We start from the raw sequence: 20,515 nt of genomic DNA, 5'->3' as shown, positions 1-20,515 counted from the left end.
AACACCATTAAAGACCTTGATGGGTTTTTCTGTCCACTTAAATGTTCAACTTAAATTTTACAATCTGCCAAACTAATTCCTCAAGTAACATTACACAACGGGCTACGCCGAGTGTTTTAGCTTTACCAATTTATCAACCTGGATCAGATATGCAGATTAACCCAAATATCCATATTTATCCTAAAAATGAACAGACGAACGCCTTTTCAAAAGATTTGACCGCACAAAGTAAGGCCGATTTGACGGTGAACTTACCCGATGGCTCAAAAATCTATAATGCCGCTATTGGCCAAACGTTTAGTTATCAATTACAAGTGGCAGTCCCTTGGAATATCCAAGATAAATGAACGTTCAACGTCGTTGATACCCCAAATTTAGGCATTGATGATGTGGTGAGTACCGTCAAAATCGATGGGTTAGTCCAAGGAACGGACTATCAAGTGACGGCAACAACTGGAACGACAAAAGATGGGAAAGGGTGTAGAATCACATTTAATCCAAAAACGGCTTGTATGACAGCCATGGCAGGGAAACAGTTAGACGTTACCTATGATGCCATGTTAACCAAAGCCGCCGCACCAGAAAAATGCTTGACGAACGCTGCTACTTTCACCGTTGATCAGGAAGTCGTCACGACAGAAGGGGACGGGTTAAAAATCTACACTGGCGTTGCTACCTTTGTTAAAGTGGATAAACAAAGTCAAGCCAGGCTGGCTGGTGCTATTTTCCAATTAGTCAAGGTTGATCGTCAAGAAAACATTATAGCTTATGCGAATCAAGCTGCCGATGGCAGCTACCAGTGGGCAACAAATGCCAATCAGGCCACAGGATATGTGACGGATTCACAAGGTATGCTAAGCTTGCAAAATTTGATTTATTCAGCAAAATTACCGAATAACCAACACTATGCCTTGCTTGAAATACAAGCACCAACGGGTTATGCACGTTTGGCAAAACAAGTACCGTTTAATGTGACCAAAGGCAGCTATGCGACTGCGCAAACCATGACCATTGAAAACACCAAAAAGGGCTTGCTGCCAGCCACTGGTGGTGTTGGCGTTTATATCTTCTTCGGTATGGGCGTGGTATTGATGGCTGGGGCTGTTTGGTGGTATAAAAAACAACACACGGTCTAATGTGTGAACCAGAAAGATGACGTTATGACAATGGCACAAAACCAACGACCAGATTGTTTTCGGTGGGTATTTGCTGGTATTTTTATTCTTGGCTTTTTGATTGCGACTTATCCATTTTATGTCAGCGCAATCAATCATTTTATCGATCAGCAACGGTTAACGCCCTTAGCACGACAACAACAGAAAACTAGTCAGCCGAGTCAACCAAACAATCACAGCGACGAGGTGGCAGATCCGTTTGCAAATGCCGCCCCGCCACAACAAATTGCTTTAAAACAACAAGTGCTTGGTAGTATCACAGTGCCAAGTATTGCGTTGCATACGCCACTATTTAAAACCACCAACGAGGTGACCTTAACCTATGGGGCAACCGTGTTACAAAATATGGATAGTCCAACTGGTGGGGTTGGGACGCATTGTGTCATTGCTGGGCACCGTGGCTTGGCTTCAAGAGTGCTATTTACCAATCTTAATCGGGTTAAGTCAGGGGATATTGTGATTTTAACGCTTGGGGATAAAAAATTAGCTTATCAAATTTTTATGACCCGAGTGGTGCAACCGGCTGATTTTCAGGTGCTACAACGTCAACCTCAGCAGGACTTGCTGACATTAGTGACGTGTACGCCGTATATGATCAATTCACATCGCCTACTGGTGACGGGCAGGCGCGTGCCGTATCAGCCGAGCTTTCAGAAAAAAATCACACAAACGATTCAGTCAGAAAATCTTAAGCAAGCTGGTATATTACTAGTCATTGGAGTGGCACTTGGCGGTCAAATCTGTTGGTTTTGGTGGCGTTGGCGACGATCAGCTTGGTACCCGATGGCTCTTGCTGACTGCCAAAAGTTAATGGGCAACACGGATAGGGGGAAAAGGCAATCGGCTCATGAGCTGGTCGCCTTTTTTTCAAGCAAAATGATACAATAATAACATGATGACACCGGTTGACAATGTGGATATTTTACCAGGCGTTGGCCCAAAACGCCTAACGGCTTTGCATGACCTTGATATTTTTACCATTGAAGATTTATTGGGATATTTTCCGTTTCGCTATGAGGATTTAGGTGAGCGGCGGCCGTCCGAAACTTTGGATGGCGAGAAGGTCACCTTCAAGGGGGTGGTGAGTGCTCCCCCAGTGGTGACACGTTTTGGCAAGAAAACGCAAACGCGCTTTGGCTTACTCATTGAACACGAAAATGTTCGTGTGACGTTTTTTAATCAGCCTTGGTTAGCCCAAAATATCGCTGTTGGTCAGGAAGTGGCCGTATACGGAACGTATAATGCTGCAAAAGCAGCACTAACGGGCATGAAAATGATTAATGCCACGGCAAATGCTTTGGATCCAATTTATCCGGCCTCTAAACAAATCACGGCAAAAACTATTCGGCATTTAGTCGAATTGGCCTGGGCGGATGTCCGTGGAACGATGCCGGACCTCGTGCCACTTAGTTTACGGCAGAAGTATCGGTTATTAGACCGCAATACCCAAATTGAACACATGCATTTTCCCACTGATATGCCAGCTGCAAAAGCAGCACGTCGGAGTGCAGCCTTTGAGGAATTCTTCATTTTTCAAATGCGTTTGCAACTGTTGAAGTTAGCGGATCAAAAATTTGCGGGTGAAGGCATTGCCTATGATGCGCAAGCGCTCAAAAAGTTTGAGGCAGGACTACCATTTACACTAACTGCTGCGCAAAAAAAGGTGATTGCGGAAATTTTGCAAGACCAGCATCGGCCACGGCACATGAATCGTTTACTACAAGGGGATGTTGGTTCCGGAAAAACAGTGGTGGCGGCCATGGCTATGTATGCCGTCGTGACGGCAGGGCTACAAGCTGCCATTATGGCACCAACGGAAATTTTAGCGCAACAACACGCGTTGAATTTAGCACAGTTATTTGATCGTGCGGGTGTGCAGCTACGCATTGAGTTGCTGACTAGTGGTTTGCGTGCTGCGGCGCGACGACAGATTCTAGAAGATCTTGAGAACGGCGAGATCGATATTTTAGTTGGCACACATGCGTTGCTACAACCAGACGTGGCATTTCATCATTTAGGACTGGCAGTCATTGATGAACAGCATCGTTTTGGCGTGAACCAACGAGCTGCGTTACGTGAAAATGGGGTTAATCCAGATATTTTGGCGATGACGGCGACCCCTATTCCACGCACATTGTCGATCACGGCTTACGGTGAGATGGATGTATCCATTATTGACCAATTACCTAGTGGCCGTAAAGCTATTGAAACTAAACGGCTCAGTCATAATCAGTTAGATGCCGCTTTGGCATTTGTGAAACAACAACTGGATGACGGGGCACAAGCCTACATCGTGACACCTTTGATTGAAGAATCGGAGTCACTGGATGTGCAAAATGCGACCGCTATGTATGAAGCGATGCAGTTAGAGCTACCAGAATATACGATTGGCCTATTACACGGCCGCTTATCAAATGATGAAAAAAAGCAGTTAATGGCTGATTTTAAGGCGAATCGGATTCAAGTTTTGGTGGCCACAACTGTAATTGAAGTTGGGGTGGATGTGCCCAATGCCAGCATTATGTTGATTTTAGATGCCGATCGCTTTGGGTTAGCGCAACTGCATCAATTGCGTGGCCGTGTGGGTCGTGGTAGTCGGCAATCGTATACGTTGTTGATAGCGGACCCTAAAACCGATTACGGCACAGCCCGTTTAGATGCGATGGTGGCGACGACTAATGGCTTTGTTTTGGCGCAAAAAGATTTGGAATTACGTGGTTCTGGGGATATTTTAGGCACCAAACAGTCCGGTGTCCCAGAATTTGTTGTGGGTGATCCAATCAAGGATCTGACGATGATGGAAATTGCGCAACAGGAAGCGATTGCGTTAGTGAGTCAGGAAAATTGGGACCAACAGCCAGAAAACCAAGCGTTAGTCGCTTATTTATCACGCACGATGGCGCGCTATCGCCATTTTGATTAAGCAAAGTGAAAGAAAAGATGATTGAGGAGATACCTACTGATGGCTAAACCAGCTGATACCCCCATGATGGTGCAATATCATGAGATTAAAGCGCAATATCCAGATGCGTTCGTTTTTTATCGCTTAGGTGATTTTTACGAATTATTTGAAGAAGATGCCATTCAAGGGGCAAAATTTCTGGAATTGACGTTAACAGCGCGGAATAAAAATTCAGAAAATCCGGTGCCGATGGCCGGTATCCCCCATCATGCGGCGCAAAACTATATCGATATTTTAGTTGATCAGGGACATAAGGTTGCCATTGTGGAGCAAATGGAAGATGCTGCCGTAGCCAAAGGTATGGTGAAACGTGACGTTGTCCAACTGATTACACCAGGGACAAAGTTATCGGGTGGGGCTGGTTCAGATAAACAAAACAATTATTTGGCGGCCGTATTACCGGATGGTCAGGCTTGGGCCATGGCTTATATTGATTTATCAACTGGTGAGTTGAAAGCCACAACCAGCCAACAATTTAATGATATCGTGGATGAATTGCGGTCGTTGGAAGTGAAGGAAGTCGTTTTGCGCCAAAATGATCCCGAAACGATCAAGCAACAAATGGCAACGCAATTGGGCGAGCATGGGTTAGTTATCTCAACGCAAGCGGAAGTCGCACCGTCCGCAACGATTAGTTTTTTGACGCAAAATCTCACGCATTCGCTAGAAGTTGCGGTCACGACGATGTTGTTAGGGTATATTTTTGATACCCAACGTCGTAATCTCGAACATATTGTGCCTGCGGAAAGTTATGAACGGCTAGCTTACCTGAAATTTAATCAAGATACTCGGATTAATTTGGATTTAGTTGAAAATACCCGCACCAAAAAACGGGCAGGCTCATTACTGGGGTTAATTGACGAGACGCACACGGCAATGGGTGGTCGTTTATTGAAGCAATGGGTGTTGAAGCCGTTACGCGTGCAAGCTGATATTGAGGCGCGCCTAGATCTTGTGCAGGCTTTCCAAGCCGACTTTTTTACCCGAGGCACGTTACAAGATCATTTGAAGTCTGTCTATGATTTAGAACGTTTGGCAGCACGTGCAGCGATGGGGACCATGAACGCGCGTGAACTCGTCCAGTTAAAACGTTCATTACGCGCAATTCCGGCGATAAAAGCGACTTTAGCAGAATCGGACAGTTTACTTCAGGCAGTTGGGCAGCAACTCGATGATATGGGCGACTTAGCCACTTTAATTGATGATGCCATTATGGACGAACCGCCAATTAGTGTGCGCGAAGGCAACATCATTAAAAATGGTTTTGACGCCAAAATTGATGACTATCGTCAAGTGCTCACCGATAACCAGCAGTGGCTGGCGCAATTGGAAGCCGACGAACGCGCTGCGACTGGGATTGGGTCGTTGAAAGTCGGGTATAATAAGAGCTTTGGTTACTTTATCGAAGTGACCAAAGCCAATATTGGGAAATTAGCGGAAAATCGGTATGAACGCCTGCAAACTTTGACCAATGCAGAACGTTTTGTCACGCCTGAATTGAAGGCACATGAGCGGTTAATTATTGAAGCCCAAGCCAAGCAAACCGAACGTGAGTATGATTTGTTTGTCACCGTTCGTGACCATGTGAAGGCTGAAATTGGACGTTTGCAGACATTAGCTCAGCAAGTCGCCCGTTTAGACGTGCTGGCGGCGTTAGCTGATGTTGCGGATAATCGCCGTTTTGTCCGGCCAGTCTTTACCACCGGTAATCATATTGCCATTGAACAGGGACGACATCCGGTTGTTGAATCCTTATTGCCGGCTGGTGAATTTGTGGCCAATGATGTCATGTTATCTGATCAAACCAATATGCAGTTGATTACGGGGCCAAATATGGCGGGTAAATCAACCTATATGCGGGAATTAGCGTTGATTGTCATTTTGGCACAAATGGGTAGTTTTGTGCCCGCCTCAGCGGCTGAGTTGCCGATTTTTGATCAAATCTTTACGCGCATTGGGGCCAATGATGATATGGCCATGGGACAGTCAACCTTTATGGTAGAAATGGCGGAAGCCAACCATGCGTTGCAAGAAGCAACGGCGCATTCGTTGATTTTATTTGACGAATTGGGTCGGGGCACGGCAACTTATGATGGGATGGCGTTGGCTCAGGCGATTATTGAGTTCTTAAATACGCATGTGCATGCTAAAACGCTGTTTTCAACCCACTATCATGAACTAACGGTGTTGGCTGATCAACATCCAGGCATTGCCAATGTGCATGTCGGCGCTGTTGAAGATGCGGATGGCCAATTACATTTCTTACATCAAATTCAAACAGGTCCCGCTGACAAATCTTATGGGATTCACGTGGCTGCGTTAGCCGGTTTGCCTGATGAACTCATTGCCAATGCGACCCACATCTTGTCACAACTTGAAAATCAAAAATCAGTTGTTGTGGCAAGTGAATCCGTTGCACCAGTGCCTGTTTCATCAGTACAACAGTTAGCCGAGCAGGTGCCGTTGTTTGATGTGGCCACAACTGATGACAAGATACAACAATTGCTAGCGCAACTAGATCAGTTGGATATTTTAAACATGACACCGATTGATGCGATGAATGCATTGCATACCTTGAAGAAAATGCGACAGTAGGAGGCGTGCCACGTTGCACGGACGTTAAATGGGAAAAATACACGAACTCTCAAACTTATTAGCGAACCAAATCGCAGCGGGTGAAGTAATCGAACGACCGGCTAGTGTCGTCAAAGAATTAGTTGAAAATGCGATTGATGCTGGGGCTACCCAAATTGATGTGGTGGTTGAAAATGCCGGCCAATCACTGATTCGTGTCGTGGACAATGGCACAGGTATTGATCCAGAAGATGTGCCCTTAGCGTTCACGCGGCACGCCACCAGTAAGATTACGGATCGGCATGATTTATTTAATATTGTCTCGCTGGGATTTCGTGGAGAAGCGTTGCCGTCCATTGCCGCTATTGCCGATGTGACGCTGAACACGACAACTGAGACGGCGCCTGCAGGTGTGATGTATCACATCAAGGGTGGGAAGGAAGTGCAGGTGACCCCAGCCAATGGCCGCCGTGGGACTGTGATTTCAGTTCGTGATTTGTTTTATAATACACCGGCTAGATTGAAATACCTCAAACGCCCACAAACAGAATTATCGCGTATCACTGATATTATGAATCGGTTGGCCTTGGCCTATACGAATATTGCATTTACCGTCACAGCTGATAATCGGCCCTTATTAAAAACTACTGGCAATGGTAATCAGCAACAAGTGATTGCGGCGATTTACGGGCGTGATGTGGCCCAAAAAATGTTAGCGATTGCTGGTGAAGATGATACATTTAATATCACTGGCTTTGTGTCCTTACCAGAATTAACGCGCGGGTCACGTGAGTATTTGACGGTACTAATTAACGGTCGCTTTATTAAAAATTTTGCCGTTTCTAATGCAATCATTCGCGGCTATGGTTCTAAGTTGATGGTCGGGCGTTTTCCGATGGGCGTCATCAATATCAATACGGATCCCTTATTGATTGATGTCAATGTCCATCCGCAAAAATCAGAAATCCGTTTAGCTAAGGAAGAAGAACTGGCAACGTTACTCGTTGAGACGATTAAGGCACGTTTAGCCCAAGAAAATTTAATCCCAGATGCCTATGAAAATTTGTATGGTCAGCAGTCGGTCATCGCCGCACATGATCGACCAACACCGCAACAGCAACCTACCCAACAAGCACCGTGGGTAACGGCCAGTGATACCGTCATCCAACCAACTGAACCCGTCAAGGCAAGCGAGACAGCAACTGATCGCTCAGCACAGGTGATTCATATTACGAATCGCACTCAACTCACCAGTGACGCTGTGCAAGCATTTGCGACAAAATACGCCAATGAACCGGCACTAACTGTCTTTGAACAACCGGCAGTGGTCAATCAGGTGACAGAACCAGTAATGCCGTATCAAGCACCGACCGAAAAGGTTGTTCAGGAAACGTTGGACGTCACACCAGCACGGCCGAGTGGCTTTCCAAACTTGGCTTACATTGGGCAAATGCATGGGACTTTTCTCTTTGCACAAAATGAGACCGGCTTATTTTTAATTGATCAACACGCCGCACAGGAACGGGTTAATTATGAATACTATCGTGACATCATTGGTGATGTGTCAGCTGATCAGCAGCGGTTACTCGTCCCAATTACCTTGAATTACGCCACGTCAGATATGCTAAAAATCGCTGATTATGCAGCGGATTTAGCTGCTGTTGGGTTACATCTAGAAACGTTTGGTCCCAATACACTCATTGTCCGAGAACATCCGACGTGGTTTGCCAAAGAACAAGTGGCCGAGACGATTCGTGAAATGATTGATTGGTTACTCCGTGATGGCCATCTGACCGTAGCTGAATTTCGTGAACGGACGGCGATTATGATGAGTTGTAAGCGGGCCATTCGGGCTAATATGCATTTATCAGATAGCCAAGCACGCACCTTGCTGGAAACATTATCACAAGCTGAAAACCCGTATAATTGCCCACATGGTCGTCCCGTGTTGACACAATTTACGTTAACTGAGATGGAAAAAATGTTTAAGCGCATTCAAGATGCGCATGAAAAATGGGAAACCTACGATAACCATCCATACTAAACGCAGCGCAGATTTGCGCGGTACATACTAGGAGAAATATTATGAATAATAACGATATTATCATTCGTTTACGTTACGCACTTAATATTAAAAAGACTGACATGCTTAAAATTTTTGAATTGGGTGGCATCACGCTTGATGAAGCGCAATTGACAGCGTTGCTCACCAAGCAAGCCGAAGGAACACCACGTGATGAAAAGGTTGATATGCATACTTTAGAAGCCTTTATGAATGGCTTGATTATTTCACAGCGTGGCCAGAAAATCGGGGCTGATCTCAAGCCAGTACCACCAACTTTTGATATGACAAAAGAAGATGACATCAATAACGTTGTCATGAAAAAGCTGAAAATTGCGATGTCTTACACCAGTGACGATTATCTTGGCTTTTTAGAAACGGCAGGCATTACCATTTCCAATAACGAGCTAAGTGCCGTCTTGCGCCGGCCAGATCACCGCAATTATAAGCCAGCAGGGGACCGTTACCTGCGCAATATTTTAAAGGGCATGGCCATGACTTACCGACCAGAAGATATTAAAAAAACAGCGCGTTAAACGTATTGTAAGCGGTTTCTATTCCGTGTAAAATGGAGATGAGGCACAAGACTTGGAGGAAGTAAGCATGACAGAACGTACCTTTATGATGATTAAGCCAGATGGTGTACAACGTGCTAAAGTTGGTGAAATCATTCGCCGTATTGAGGCCAAGGGTTATCAGATTGTGGCCATGAAGATGTTAACGCCAACACCAGAATTGTTGGCGCAGCACTACGCAGAACATGTTGATAAGCCTTTTTATCCTGATTTGGTCACTTATATGACGTCTGGTCCAGTCGTTGCCATGATTGGTGAAGGTGATGAAATCATCGCTGGTTGGCGGAATATGATGGGCGCTACTGATCCAACTAAAGCCTTGCCTGGTACAATTCGTGGTGACTTAGCACGTGCTTGGGATGCTGCCGCTATTATGAATCTGGTCCATGGGTCAGATAGTGAAGCCGCAGCCAAGCGTGAAATTGCGCTCTGGTTTGATTAATCCAAAAAAGCTTGACTTAGCCAAGTGGCGATATGTCAAGCTTTTTTTGTGCAATGTGCGTGGTGAGGCGCAAAGTTTGGTAGAATAGAACTATAGATTCGGAGTTGAGATTTAGAAAATGACAATAGATAATATTACAATATTAAAAAATCAACCACTAGCGCCTTATGCCCACACCCAGGTGGGCGGCGTGGTGGATTATTTAGCAATCCCTAAAACACTGGCTGAATTACAGGCTTTGCTGGCTTGGGCGCGGTCAGCCCAATACCTAATTCATGTTTTTGGCCGTTTATCTAATTTAGTGGTACGCAATGGTGGACTACGCGGTTTGGTAATTTTATTGCACGAATTGCGCGATATTCAAGTTAGTGGTGAGACAATCACTGCTGATGCCGGCGCTGATTTAATTCTTGTGACAGAAATTGCTCTGGAACATGGGTTAACGGGGATGGAATGGGGCGCAGGGATTCCTGGCTCAGTTGGTGGTGCCATCTTTATGAATGCTGGGGCTTATGGCGGACAAACCGACATGGTTGCCACGTCGGTGACAGCCATTATGCCAGATGGGTCATTGCAAACTTTTGCAGCAGATGCGCTGAATTTTGGGTATCGTCAATCCGTTTTCCAAGAAAATGGGGGCGTGATTGTCAGCGCGACGTTTACACTTCAGTCAGATGAACCAACGGCTATTCAAGCACGCATGGATGACAATAATTTCCGTCGCGCCAATAAGCAACCGTTGAATTATCCGTCTAATGGGTCGGTGTTTAAGCGACCAACGGGTTATTTTGCGGGGAAGTTAATTATGGATTCCGGTTTACAAGGAACACGCGTCGGCGGCGTTGAAGTGTCAAGAAAACATGCCGGTTTTATGGTCAACGTTGCCAATGGCACAGGTAATGATTATGAAGATTTAATCCATTTGGTGCAAGCGACCGTTAAAGAAAAATACGGGGTAACACTGGAGACAGAAGTACGTATTATAGGAGAAAGATAAACGATGTGGATACTTGAATTGGTCGTTATTCTGATTGTTTCAGTGACTTTCTCTAATATTATTTCGCACTTTGTGCCGGAAGTGCCGATTAGTCTTTTTCAAATCGTGATTGGGTTATTCTTATCATTATTGTTAGGGGTTAATGTCGACATTGACGCGCATTGGTTCATGTTATTGTTTGTGGCGCCGTTGCTTTATAATGATGCCTGGCGCTTTCCAAAACGTGAATTATGGGAGCTACGTGGTCCCATCTTAGGAAATGCTATCCTGTTAGTCCTACTCACCACGTTAATTGGTGGGTACTTTATTCACTTGTTGATGCCACAATTGCCAAACTCTGTAGCGTTAGCGTTGGCAGCCGTGGTATCGCCAACTGATCCGGTGGCGGTACAAGCCATCGCTAAACGTGTTAGATTACCAGAAAGTGTCTTACATATTGTCGCTGGTGAAAGTTTGATTAACGATGCGAGTGGTTTGGTGAGTTTTAACACGGCCATTAAAGCCACGGTAGTCGGGACATTTTTAATCGGGCAAGCGGTGACGAACTTTTTCTGGATGACCTTCATGGGGCTTATTGTTGGTTTAGCCTTAGGGAGTCTGCTCAGTTGGTTGCGCGATACGTTCGATCGCGTCGGCTTAAATGATGTCGTGTTTCATACAGTGATGACGCTGTTAGCACCATTTTTGATTTATTGGACAGCTGAAGCTGTTTTCCATGCATCAGGTGTCATTGCCGTAGTAGCCGGTGGGGTGCTGACTAAAATATTAAGTGATCAGCATATCAACGCGCGGCATCCAGAAATTTCGGTGACAGCGGTTCGTACGTGGGAAATCTTCGTGTATTTGCTCAACGGGATTATTTTCGTGCTGTTGGGGATTGGGTTGCCGCCCATTGTGGTGGCGGTTGTCAAAAACGCACAAATCCATACCGGACAAGCGATTCTCTATGGTGTGATTATTTGGCTCATTATTTTTACCATTCGGACATTATGGACGTATGGCAATCAGGTCGTGTGGTATCTGCGCAACCGTGATCAAAAACCAACGGTTAAAATGGCCATTATTTCTGGTCTAACGGGTGTTCGTGGGGCGGTGACGATGGCGGCGGTTATGACTGTCCCAGCCGTTATTCAAGATGGTTCGGCATTTCCACAGCGAGATTTGTTGATTTTCATTGCGGCGGTTGTCGTGATTGTTAGTTTATTAGTCGCGACGATTATGTTACCAATTGTCACGAAAGTCCGGTCATCACACGACTTTACGCAGCCAGAAATTTCTGATGCTGAGTTACCGGAGACGGGCGAAGGCCGTGAAGCTGAATTATCAGAATCACGCGCACGTATTTTTGCCATCCAAGTAGGTATTGCAACATTGCGTGAGCAACAAAATGATACCAATCGCGCTGTGGTTTATGAATTGATTACGCGGAAGCAAGCCACAATCGCCCAAATTCGCGAACAGCTTATGGGCGAAAAAGCTGAGGATGTTCAGTTTGATAACTCAGAGTTACGGCGAATTGCTTTGGATGCGCAACGCAATCGGTTGCAGCAATTATTGGTTGAAGAGAAAATTTCAATCTTAATTTTCTCCATTCAATCTCGGCGCCTAGAACGCTTAGAAAAATTAATTGGTGCGGATAAAAAGTTTGATAACTCTGCGCATTGGGTCCGTATTTTAACACGGCGAGCTTTGCGTAGTGTCCGGATTTGGTTGTCAGATGAATCAAACAAACAGTTCAAAGCGGAAACCTCATTAGCGATTCGCGAGATGGCTAAGGCTGCGATTAAGGCGTTGTCGCAACACATGGAAAAGTATGATGGTGATACTGTTTTGCACCGTATGGAAAGACAAAATGCTTATGAGCTGATTGTGGTTTACCGCTATCAGATTGAACACGAAAAACATCCCGATACACCAGAACAGCGTGAATTAGATGATAAACAGCGCATGGAACTTGAATTACTCGCTTTAAATGCCCAACGTGAAACGATTCAAGATCTTTACGAACAAGGCCGGATTACACGTCAAGCGGGGATCAATATCCGCCAATTTATCAACTATGCGGAAACAGCAGCGCTAGCAGGTAAAAACGAAGAATAGGGCAACACCGTTCATCGTATTGTTGCCGTCAAGTTATTGCTTAAAATTCAGTAAAGGAAAACCTATGCTATCGTACTTAACCATGTCCAACCTCATGCACGCGGTTGATATTATTATTATTTGGTTCTTACTCTATAAGATTATTCAGTTTGTTGAAGGCACGCGTGCGCTCCAAATTTTATTTGGCGTCGGGGCAATTATTTTGGTCAAAGTGGTGAGTTGGTATTTAGGCCTCACAACTTTGTCGTGGGTCATGGATCAATTGATTACTTGGGCGCCAATTGCCTTGGTGGTGATTTTTCAGCAAGAAATTCGTCGCGGTCTGGAAACGTTAGGGCGTGGCTTGACGCTACGACGATCGCATGTTGACAATGCAGAAGAAAATCAACTGATCAAAAGTTTAGATGATGCGCTACAATATATGTCAAAACGGCGTATCGGGGCCATAATTACAATTGAGCGTGAGACGCAACTGGATGATTACATTAAAACAGGTATTAAGTTGGATGCGGCAATTTCTGGGCAATTACTGATTAATACGTTTATTCCTAATACGCCACTGCATGATGGTGCCGTGATTATTAGTAAAGATCGTATTGCTGCCGCTGCCGCTTATTTGCCACTGTCTGAAAGTGTCCGAATTCCAAAAGAATTAGGCACACGTCATCGTGCCGCGGTTGGTATTTCGGAAGCCAGTGATGCCATTACGGTGGTAGTGTCGGAAGAAACCGGTGAGATATCCATCACGCAAAACGGCGATTTATTGCGCCGTATGGATCAGGAAAGCTACCTTAACTTCTTCAAACATCAGTTCTTGGCATCCGATGAAGATTTGGCGGCTAAAAAACACTGGTGGCAAAAGAAAGGGAGGTCAGCCTCATGAAAAAAGTTGGCCAGTCAAAAATTGTTAACCTTGTGATTTCGTTGGTAATCGCAATTCTCCTCTCAGCGTATGTGTTAAGCACAAAAACGGCGAGTCTCACGTCTAATGGGTCGGATAATTTTTCGACGTTGATACCGGAAAAAAAGGCGACTTTAAAAGTCCCATTGAATTTACAATTTGATAGTGATAATTATGTTGCTGTCGGTGCACCGGCAACGGTCGACGTTGACATTGAAGGGTCAGGGGCTTTAATTTCCGCTACCCAAAGTCGTAATGATATTCAAGCTAGTGCCGATCTACGTGGCCTAAAACCAGGGAAACATACGGTGACGGTTGCGTTACGCGGCGTGAATGCGTCATTGACATCTACGGTAACCCCACAAAAGATTACGGTCACGATTGCCAAGAAGGCCGCGGTGACTTTGCCAATTCACGTCAACTATGATCAAAGTAAAATTGCCCAAGGTTACACGGTCAGTGAAGTGGTCAGTGATCCGAAGCGCGTGACGATCAGTGGGCCAAAGACAAATGTGGATGCGGTTGAGACAGTCGCCGCACAAGTGGCATTACAGTCAGGGATTAAAGATACGGTAATTCAGGTTGTCCGTTTGGTGGCTTATGATAAGGATGGTCATGTGGTTGAAGTGAATTTCGACCAAAGGTCAACGACTGTGACAATGGTGATTACACCAGCAGACAGTAAGAAATTATCACTGATACCAACGCTTAAAAATGCCGGTAGCAACAAATATCAAGTCACATTTGATCCAAAAAATGTGACGGCCTATGGTGCTTCTGATATACTTAATGCTATGAGTGATCTGAGCGTGCCGATTGATGTCTCGCAAGTTCAAGGTAACGGTACATTGAAAGTGACGTTACCGGCGATTGCCGGCATTGTCCGTTATGATGTCAAATCTGTAACGGCACAAGTGACACAAGTCATGGATGGGGATCAGAGTAGTAGTTCATCTTCTGCGACGAGTGCCTCGTCTTCCAGCCATTCAACGAATTAAAAAGAACAGGACAAAACAATGTCAGAAATTAAATTAAAATATTTTGGAACAGACGGTGTGCGTGGTATTGCCAATGACACGTTAACGCCAGAATTGGCTTTCCGTCTCGGACGTGCCGGTGGTGCTATTTTGACACGCCACGCACAAGATGATAAGAAGCCAGTTGTTATTGTTGGCCGTGATACACGTATTTCAGGTGAAATGCTGCAACAAGCCATTATTGCTGGCTTCTTGTCAGTTGGAATTGATGTGTTGCGTTTAGGTGTGATTACAACACCAGCGGTGGCATTTTTGGTGCAAAACCTTGAAGCCGATGCCGGTGTCCAAATCACCGCTTCACATAATCCAGCAGCTGATAATGGGATTAAATTTTTCGGTAATGATGGCTTCAAATTATCCGATGAACTCGAATTTGAGATTGAACAATTGCTAGATAGTCCAGTCGATGATTTGCCACGCCCGAGCGCAGCCGGTTTGGGCGTTGTGAATAATTACCCAGAAGGCGCTTTGAAGTATTTGAGCTTTTTGCAAAAAACAATTCCAACTGATTTGGAAGGGATGCGTATTGCGCTTGACGGCGCTAATGGAGCAACGAGTGGGTTGCTGGCGCATTTGTTTGCTGATTTAAATGCTGACTTTGTGATGATGGGAACGCAACCAAATGGGCTCAACATCAATGACGGTGTCGGCTCAACCCATCCAGAAGCATTGGCAGCCTTTGTGACTGAAAATGACGTTCAGGTTGGCTTGGCTTTTGATGGCGATGGTGATCGGCTGATTGCGGTTGATGAAAATGGTGAGATTGTCGATGGTGACAAGATTATGTACATCACAGGGAAGTTTATGGATGCACAGGGTCGCTTGAAGCACCATACTGTGGTTTCAACTGTGATGAGTAATATTGGTTTTTACAAGGCATTGTCTGAACACGGCATGACGAGTGTGAAAACGGCTGTGGGTGACCGTTATGTCATGGCTGAGATGCTGGCATCTGGTTACAACCTCGGTGGTGAACAATCAGGGCACATTATTTTCAGTGACTGGGCAACAACCGGTGATGGCTTGCTCACAGCACTGCAACTTCTTTATGTCATGAAAGAAACTGGCAAGAAGCTGTCAGAATTGGCCGCTGAAGTCCAAATTTACCCACAAAAGTTAGTCAACATTCCAGTTGCGGATAAAATTGCGATCCAACAAGATCCAGCAGTGATCGCAAAGATTGCCGAAGTGGAAATGAAAATGGCTGGTGATGGTCGTGTGCTTGTCCGTGCATCAGGGACTGAGTCACTCTTACGCGTCATGGCTGAAGCCCCAACAGTTGAACAAGTTGATGAATACGTTGAAGAAATCGCGGCGGTTGTGCGTGCGCGTGCCAACGGTTAAGACAAAGGAAGTCCCAAGTTTGTGATAAACAGAGGGCTTTTTTGTTATAATAAAGTATCAAACTATGACTTCAAAGGATAAAATCGTGTCACAAGACAGTTTTAAACAATACTTACGGACCGAATTCAATATTGTATTTCATGATGAGGACTTATTACTAGAAGCGCTCACTCAGCGTAACTACCTGAACGAACATCCGAACGAACCAGGTCGGGACTACCAGCGATTAGAGTTTTTAGGTGATTCGGTGATGCAAGTCTCAGTTGCCGAATATTTGTTTAAGCGCTATCCCGCTTGGCATGAAGGGCAATTAACCGAAATGCGTATTGCCATGGTACAGACACGATCATTCGCCCATTTCTCACGTTTAGTGCATTTGAACGAAGCTGTGCGCTTGGGTAAAGGTGAGGAAATGTCTGGTGCGCGTGAACGTGACTCGTTGTTGGAAGATATCTGGGAAGCCTTTATCGGCGCATTGTATTTGGATCAAGGGGCAGACGCCGTGCAAGAATTTTTAGAGCGCACGTTATTTGCTGCCATTGATACCGGCTTTTTTGATCGCTTTATTGACTTTAAAAGTCGCTTGCAAGAAAAGTTGCAAGTGAACGGCGCGGTCGTCATTGATTACCAGACAGAACGTGAGCAAGCCATGGCTGATAAAACACAGATATTTGAAGCGAGTGTCTCTGTTGATGGGCATGAGTTGGCCCGCGGGACTGGCAAGTCGATTAAAGATGCAGAAAAGGCTGCGGCCCGTGCAGCCTTAAAACTATTGGAAGAAAAATAAGCTTATGAAACTTAAATCCCTTGAAATCAGTGGCTTTAAGTCTTTTGCTGATAAAACGGTTATTGAATTTATGCCAGGCATGACTGGCATTGTAGGACCAAATGGTTCTGGAAAATCAAATATTATCGAAGCGATTCGCTGGGTAATGGGTGAACAGAGTGCCAAAGATTTACGCGGTACCAAAATGGCAGACATTATTTTTGGTGGGACCAATACCCGACCCGCTTTAAATCGGGCCGAGGTCTCGATGACTTTTGATAATACCGATCACTACATCAAATCAGATTTTAGTGAAATTCGTATCACCCGTAAATTGTATCGCTCCGGTGAGAGTAGCTATCAAATTAATGGCGTGGAAAGTCGCTTGCGAGATATTCATGAACTATTTATGGATACTGGCTTGGGACGTGAAAGTTTTTCAATTATTTCACAGGGTCGGGTGGAAAGCATTTTTAATGCTAAACCAGAAGACCGTCGCAGTATTATTGAAGAAGTTGCGGGTGTTTATCAATATAAACAAAATAAACAACGCGCACAAAAGGAATTACAACAAACAACTGATAATTTAGCGCGCGTGGCCGATATTATTCATGAAATTGAAGGTCGAATTGAACCGTTAGCTGAACAATCTGCGCAGGCAACCGATTATATCGCCCAAAAAGCGCGTTTTGACACGTTAGATCGTCTTCGACTAGCGCTGACACAACAAGCATTAGTTGAACAAAAAGCGCAAGCGACGGCTGAACTCACCCGCCAAGATGCGCAAGTGAACCACACTAAAACAACCGTCGATGCGCTCAATCAAACCTTAGCGCAAAAACGGCAAGCCCGTGTCAATGAACAAAAGACGCGAGACGCCTTGCAAGCCACTATTTTGCAAGAAACGCAAGCCCGTGAGCGACTGATTGGGGCACAAAACCTCAGTTCTCAACAGCTTGAAACCCTACAGGGGAAAATTGCTGACCAGCAAGTTCGCGCACAAGAGATTGCTGAACGTGTGACCGATCTTGACGCACAACTGCAAGCGGTGACGGCACAACAAACGGCCCTAACGCAGAAACGCCAAGCGTTAAAAAGACAACTGACTGCTTTTGACAACCAAGCATCTGCGACCCAACAAGCAACGCTTGAAGCTGACCTTGAGAAAAATCGGCATGCATATATCCAAACAATGCAAACCATTGCCGCCTTACATAATGCGTTACAACATGATGACAAGACGCAACAAGCATTGCAGAGTCGGCAACGAATTCTCCAGCAACGGTTACAACAGGAAGTGGCGAAGCACGAAGAATTGTTGGCAGCTACTGCCGGTGACACACCAACAACAGCCGATGACAGCGATCTGACGGTCTTGTCAATAGAGGTTACCAAGCTCAAGCAACAATTGGCCCAAGCAACGCAAAGTTATCAACAAACTGAAAAGCAATGGTATGCGGCCCTAAATGATTTAAATAAGGCTAAAAGTCAACGCGATGCATTGCATGCGTTAGATGAGTACGCTGGCTTTTATCAAGGTGTCCGGGCGGTCATGCAACCGGCGGTTCGAGCAAAGTTTCCAGGGATCCAAGGGGTGGTTGCTGAATTGTTAGCAGTACCAAGTGACTATACCAAAGCGATTGAAACCGTCCTTGGTGGCGCCTTGCAGCAAATCGTGGTGGATACAACCGATACGGCAAAGCAGGTGATTCGTTATTTGACGCAAAAACGGGCGGGACGGGTCACAATTTTACCCATCGATACCATTAAGCCACGGCGTTTGACTGGTATTGACCGTATTAAAGAGATGCCAGGCTTCGTTGGGATTGCAGAAGATTTGGTTACGATGCCGGCAGGTATGGCGGGTATTAGCGGTAATTTATTGGGCAATACCGTTGTGGCAGCCACACTAGATGACGCGACGCAAATCGCACGAGCGGGTCAATATCGTTTCCGCGTGGTGAGCCTTGATGGCCAAGTCGTTAATGCTGGGGGCTCGCTAACTGGTGGGGCCAACCAACAACGTGGGGCAACAATTTTAAGTCGTCAGACGGAATTGAAGCAACTCACGGCCCGTGTGGATGAATTAGCCACGCAAACCCAAACGCTTGAACAACAACTACAAGCACAGCGCGCCACTGGTGACCAGCTACGCGAAGCTTTGCAGACGGCTGAGACCGCGTTCGCCACGGCTAAAAATGAAACAGCCAAGGTAGATTATGAATTATCACGCCGTCAAGATGCGGTCAAACAGCAAGCCCGTGTTGTCCAAGCTTTGCAGTTTGAGTTAAACGAACTGGCAACACAATTGGCCGAAGGCCAAACGCAAGCCACACAAAATCAAACGGCATTGGCAGAGGCGACAACCGCAAAGACCAAACAAGAGGCGGAGACGGCTCGCTTGAATGCGGAACTACAGGCTATTTCACAGCAATCAGAAGCCTCTAATGCGGAAAAAGTAGCCGTGCAAACGGCCTATGCGACGGTGCAAGCCCAACGCGATAGTGTAACCAGCCAAGTGCAATTACTGCAAACACAACATGAGGACTTACTGCAGCAACAAGCTGCATTAGCCCATACGTTAGCTGACTTACAAGCACAATTACAAGCTGCCAAAGATAATAGCCAAAATGACGCTGTGATTGCAGCAACCACAGCACGTTTAGCAACAGCCCAACAGACGTGTGATGCTACAACACAGCGGATTGCGCTGCTGTCAGATGAGGTGGTGTTGCTGGAAGAGCAGTTAGCCACGCAACAAGAAACCTTACGGGTACAAACTGGGGTCCAGAGTCAATTGACTGCCCAATTAGCACGCCTTGAAACGCAACTCGACAATAGTCAGTCACAATTATTGACGCAATATGAGACAGTCGACATCGTCGATATTATTGGGACGCATGATGTGCAGGAATTGCCAGCCATTACTGAACAACTTGCACTCGTTAAACGTGGTTTAGACGAGATTGGGACGGTTAACCTGGGCGCGATTGAAGAGTATGAAGCGGTTAAAGCACGCTTTGACTTTTTGACGCAACAGCGCGATGATTTACGACAAGCAAAAGAAATTTTGCTCCAAACAATTGACGAAATGGATGACGAAGTGCGGGTCCGGTTTAAAACGACTTTTGACGCCATTGCAGCGCGTTTCTCAGAAACTTTTGCGCAAATGTTTGGTGGTGGCCAGGCTGAGATTCGCTTGACGGATCCTAAGCACTTGCTGACCACAGGCATTGACATTATTGCCCAACCACCAGGCAAAAAGTTCCAACAAATGAGCTTGTTGTCGGGTGGTGAAAAGGCCTTGACTGCTATGACGTTACTTTTCGCCATTTTGCATGTCCGCCCAGTACCTTTTGTGGTATTTGATGAGGCGGAAGCAGCTTTGGATGAAGCGAACGTGAGTCGCTTTGCCAAATATTTGTTAGATTTTGCCGGCGGTACCCAATTTATTGTCATTACCCATCGGAAAGGGACGATGATGAAAGCCAACCTGTTGTATGGCGTGACCATGCAAGAGGCGGGTGTGTCAAAAATGATTGCAGTCGATTTAGATAAAGTAACAGAAAGTGTAGGTTAA

At 45.6% G+C, this 20,515-nt stretch carries 14 protein-coding genes and 1 pseudogene; all 15 read left to right on the top strand.

Annotated elements, in window-relative coordinates:
• Nucleotides 1-41: 41 nt before the first annotated feature.
• The 15 genes and pseudogenes from IE039_RS05270 to smc all read left to right on the top strand — a co-directional run bounded on the left by IE039_RS05270 (nucleotide 42) and on the right by smc (nucleotide 20,515).
• A complete protein-coding gene (locus IE039_RS05270) occupies nucleotides 42-347 on the top strand; it encodes a pilin N-terminal domain-containing protein (protein ID WP_189428857.1) in 306 nt (101 codons plus the stop codon).
• 12 nt (nucleotides 348-359) lie between these two features.
• Nucleotides 360-1,136 (top strand): annotated as a pseudogene (locus IE039_RS05265) (SpaH/EbpB family LPXTG-anchored major pilin); the annotation flags it as partial.
• A gap of 24 nt (nucleotides 1,137-1,160) precedes the next feature.
• The gene (locus IE039_RS05260) at nucleotides 1,161-2,063 is read left to right on the top strand and encodes a class C sortase (RefSeq protein ID WP_189428856.1); all 903 of its coding nucleotides are present in this window, start codon (nucleotides 1,161-1,163) and stop codon (nucleotides 2,061-2,063) included.
• Nucleotides 2,064-2,067: 4 nt separating this feature from the next.
• Nucleotides 2,068-4,098, top strand: a complete 2,031-nt coding sequence (recG, locus tag IE039_RS05255; RefSeq protein WP_189428855.1) for an ATP-dependent DNA helicase RecG — start codon at nucleotides 2,068-2,070, stop codon at nucleotides 4,096-4,098.
• 39 nt (nucleotides 4,099-4,137) lie between these two features.
• Nucleotides 4,138-6,732, top strand: coding sequence for a DNA mismatch repair protein MutS (gene mutS, locus IE039_RS05250; RefSeq protein ID WP_189428854.1), 2,595 nt, complete (start codon nucleotides 4,138-4,140; stop codon nucleotides 6,730-6,732).
• A gap of 28 nt (nucleotides 6,733-6,760) precedes the next feature.
• Entirely contained in the window at nucleotides 6,761-8,755 is a 1,995-nt protein-coding gene (gene mutL, locus IE039_RS05245; RefSeq protein ID WP_146975482.1) for a DNA mismatch repair endonuclease MutL, read from the top strand.
• A gap of 41 nt (nucleotides 8,756-8,796) precedes the next feature.
• Nucleotides 8,797-9,309, top strand: a complete 513-nt coding sequence (locus IE039_RS05240) for a YehS family protein (RefSeq protein WP_077281838.1) — start codon at nucleotides 8,797-8,799, stop codon at nucleotides 9,307-9,309.
• A 67-nt stretch (nucleotides 9,310-9,376) separates the two neighbouring features.
• Nucleotides 9,377-9,790, top strand: a complete 414-nt coding sequence (gene ndk, locus IE039_RS05235; RefSeq protein WP_010003529.1) for a nucleoside-diphosphate kinase — start codon at nucleotides 9,377-9,379, stop codon at nucleotides 9,788-9,790.
• Nucleotides 9,791-9,908: 118 nt separating this feature from the next.
• Nucleotides 9,909-10,787, top strand: a complete 879-nt coding sequence (murB, locus tag IE039_RS05230; protein ID WP_189428853.1) for a UDP-N-acetylmuramate dehydrogenase — start codon at nucleotides 9,909-9,911, stop codon at nucleotides 10,785-10,787.
• Between the two features lie 3 nt (nucleotides 10,788-10,790).
• Nucleotides 10,791-12,887 carry a Na+/H+ antiporter gene (locus IE039_RS05225; protein ID WP_189428852.1) on the top strand — a complete coding sequence of 699 codons (2,097 nt, stop codon included), beginning with the start codon at nucleotides 10,791-10,793 and terminating at the stop codon, nucleotides 12,885-12,887.
• Nucleotides 12,888-12,951: 64 nt separating this feature from the next.
• On the top strand, nucleotides 12,952-13,770 hold the full coding sequence (cdaA, locus tag IE039_RS05220; protein ID WP_189428851.1) for a diadenylate cyclase CdaA: 819 nt from the start codon (nucleotides 12,952-12,954) through the stop codon (nucleotides 13,768-13,770).
• Nucleotides 13,767-14,786, top strand: coding sequence for a CdaR family protein (locus IE039_RS05215; protein WP_189428850.1), 1,020 nt, complete (start codon nucleotides 13,767-13,769; stop codon nucleotides 14,784-14,786). Before cdaA ends, IE039_RS05215 begins: the two co-directional genes overlap by 4 nt.
• An 18-nt stretch (nucleotides 14,787-14,804) precedes the next feature.
• Nucleotides 14,805-16,169, top strand: coding sequence for a phosphoglucosamine mutase (gene glmM / locus IE039_RS05210; RefSeq protein WP_010004104.1), 1,365 nt, complete (start codon nucleotides 14,805-14,807; stop codon nucleotides 16,167-16,169).
• An 85-nt stretch (nucleotides 16,170-16,254) separates the two neighbouring features.
• Complete coding sequence (gene rnc / locus IE039_RS05205) at nucleotides 16,255-16,956, top strand: ribonuclease III (RefSeq protein ID WP_189428849.1); 702 nt, start codon at nucleotides 16,255-16,257, stop codon at nucleotides 16,954-16,956.
• A 4-nt stretch (nucleotides 16,957-16,960) separates the two neighbouring features.
• Complete coding sequence (smc, locus tag IE039_RS05200) at nucleotides 16,961-20,515, top strand: chromosome segregation protein SMC (RefSeq protein WP_189428848.1); 3,555 nt, start codon at nucleotides 16,961-16,963, stop codon at nucleotides 20,513-20,515.

Source organism: Leuconostoc lactis KCTC 3528 = DSM 20202 (assembly GCF_014651235.1).
Taxonomy (GTDB): Bacteria; Bacillota; Bacilli; order Lactobacillales; family Lactobacillaceae; genus Leuconostoc; species Leuconostoc lactis.
Note: the sequence above shows the minus strand (reverse complement) of the source record. Positions and strands in the feature narration are given on the sequence as shown.

Excerpts from the sequence above, each read along its gene's own strand:
- ndk (WP_010003529.1), top strand. The coding sequence starts at position 9,377 with ATGACAGAACGTACCTTTATGATGATTAAGCCAGATGGTGTACAACGT.
- murB (WP_189428853.1), top strand. The coding sequence starts at position 9,909 with ATGACAATAGATAATATTACAATATTAAAAAATCAACCACTAGCGCCT.
- IE039_RS05270 (WP_189428857.1), top strand. The coding sequence starts at position 42 with ATGTTCAACTTAAATTTTACAATCTGCCAAACTAATTCCTCAAGTAAC.
- smc (WP_189428848.1), top strand. The coding sequence starts at position 16,961 with ATGAAACTTAAATCCCTTGAAATCAGTGGCTTTAAGTCTTTTGCTGAT.
- mutL (WP_146975482.1), top strand. The coding sequence starts at position 6,761 with ATGGGAAAAATACACGAACTCTCAAACTTATTAGCGAACCAAATCGCA.
- IE039_RS05215 (WP_189428850.1), top strand. The coding sequence starts at position 13,767 with ATGAAAAAAGTTGGCCAGTCAAAAATTGTTAACCTTGTGATTTCGTTG.
- mutS (WP_189428854.1), top strand. The coding sequence starts at position 4,138 with ATGGCTAAACCAGCTGATACCCCCATGATGGTGCAATATCATGAGATT.
- IE039_RS05260 (WP_189428856.1), top strand. The coding sequence starts at position 1,161 with ATGACAATGGCACAAAACCAACGACCAGATTGTTTTCGGTGGGTATTT.
- cdaA (WP_189428851.1), top strand. The coding sequence starts at position 12,952 with ATGCTATCGTACTTAACCATGTCCAACCTCATGCACGCGGTTGATATT.
- glmM (WP_010004104.1), top strand. The coding sequence starts at position 14,805 with ATGTCAGAAATTAAATTAAAATATTTTGGAACAGACGGTGTGCGTGGT.
- recG (WP_189428855.1), top strand. The coding sequence starts at position 2,068 with ATGATGACACCGGTTGACAATGTGGATATTTTACCAGGCGTTGGCCCA.
- IE039_RS05225 (WP_189428852.1), top strand. The coding sequence starts at position 10,791 with ATGTGGATACTTGAATTGGTCGTTATTCTGATTGTTTCAGTGACTTTC.
- IE039_RS05240 (WP_077281838.1), top strand. The coding sequence starts at position 8,797 with ATGAATAATAACGATATTATCATTCGTTTACGTTACGCACTTAATATT.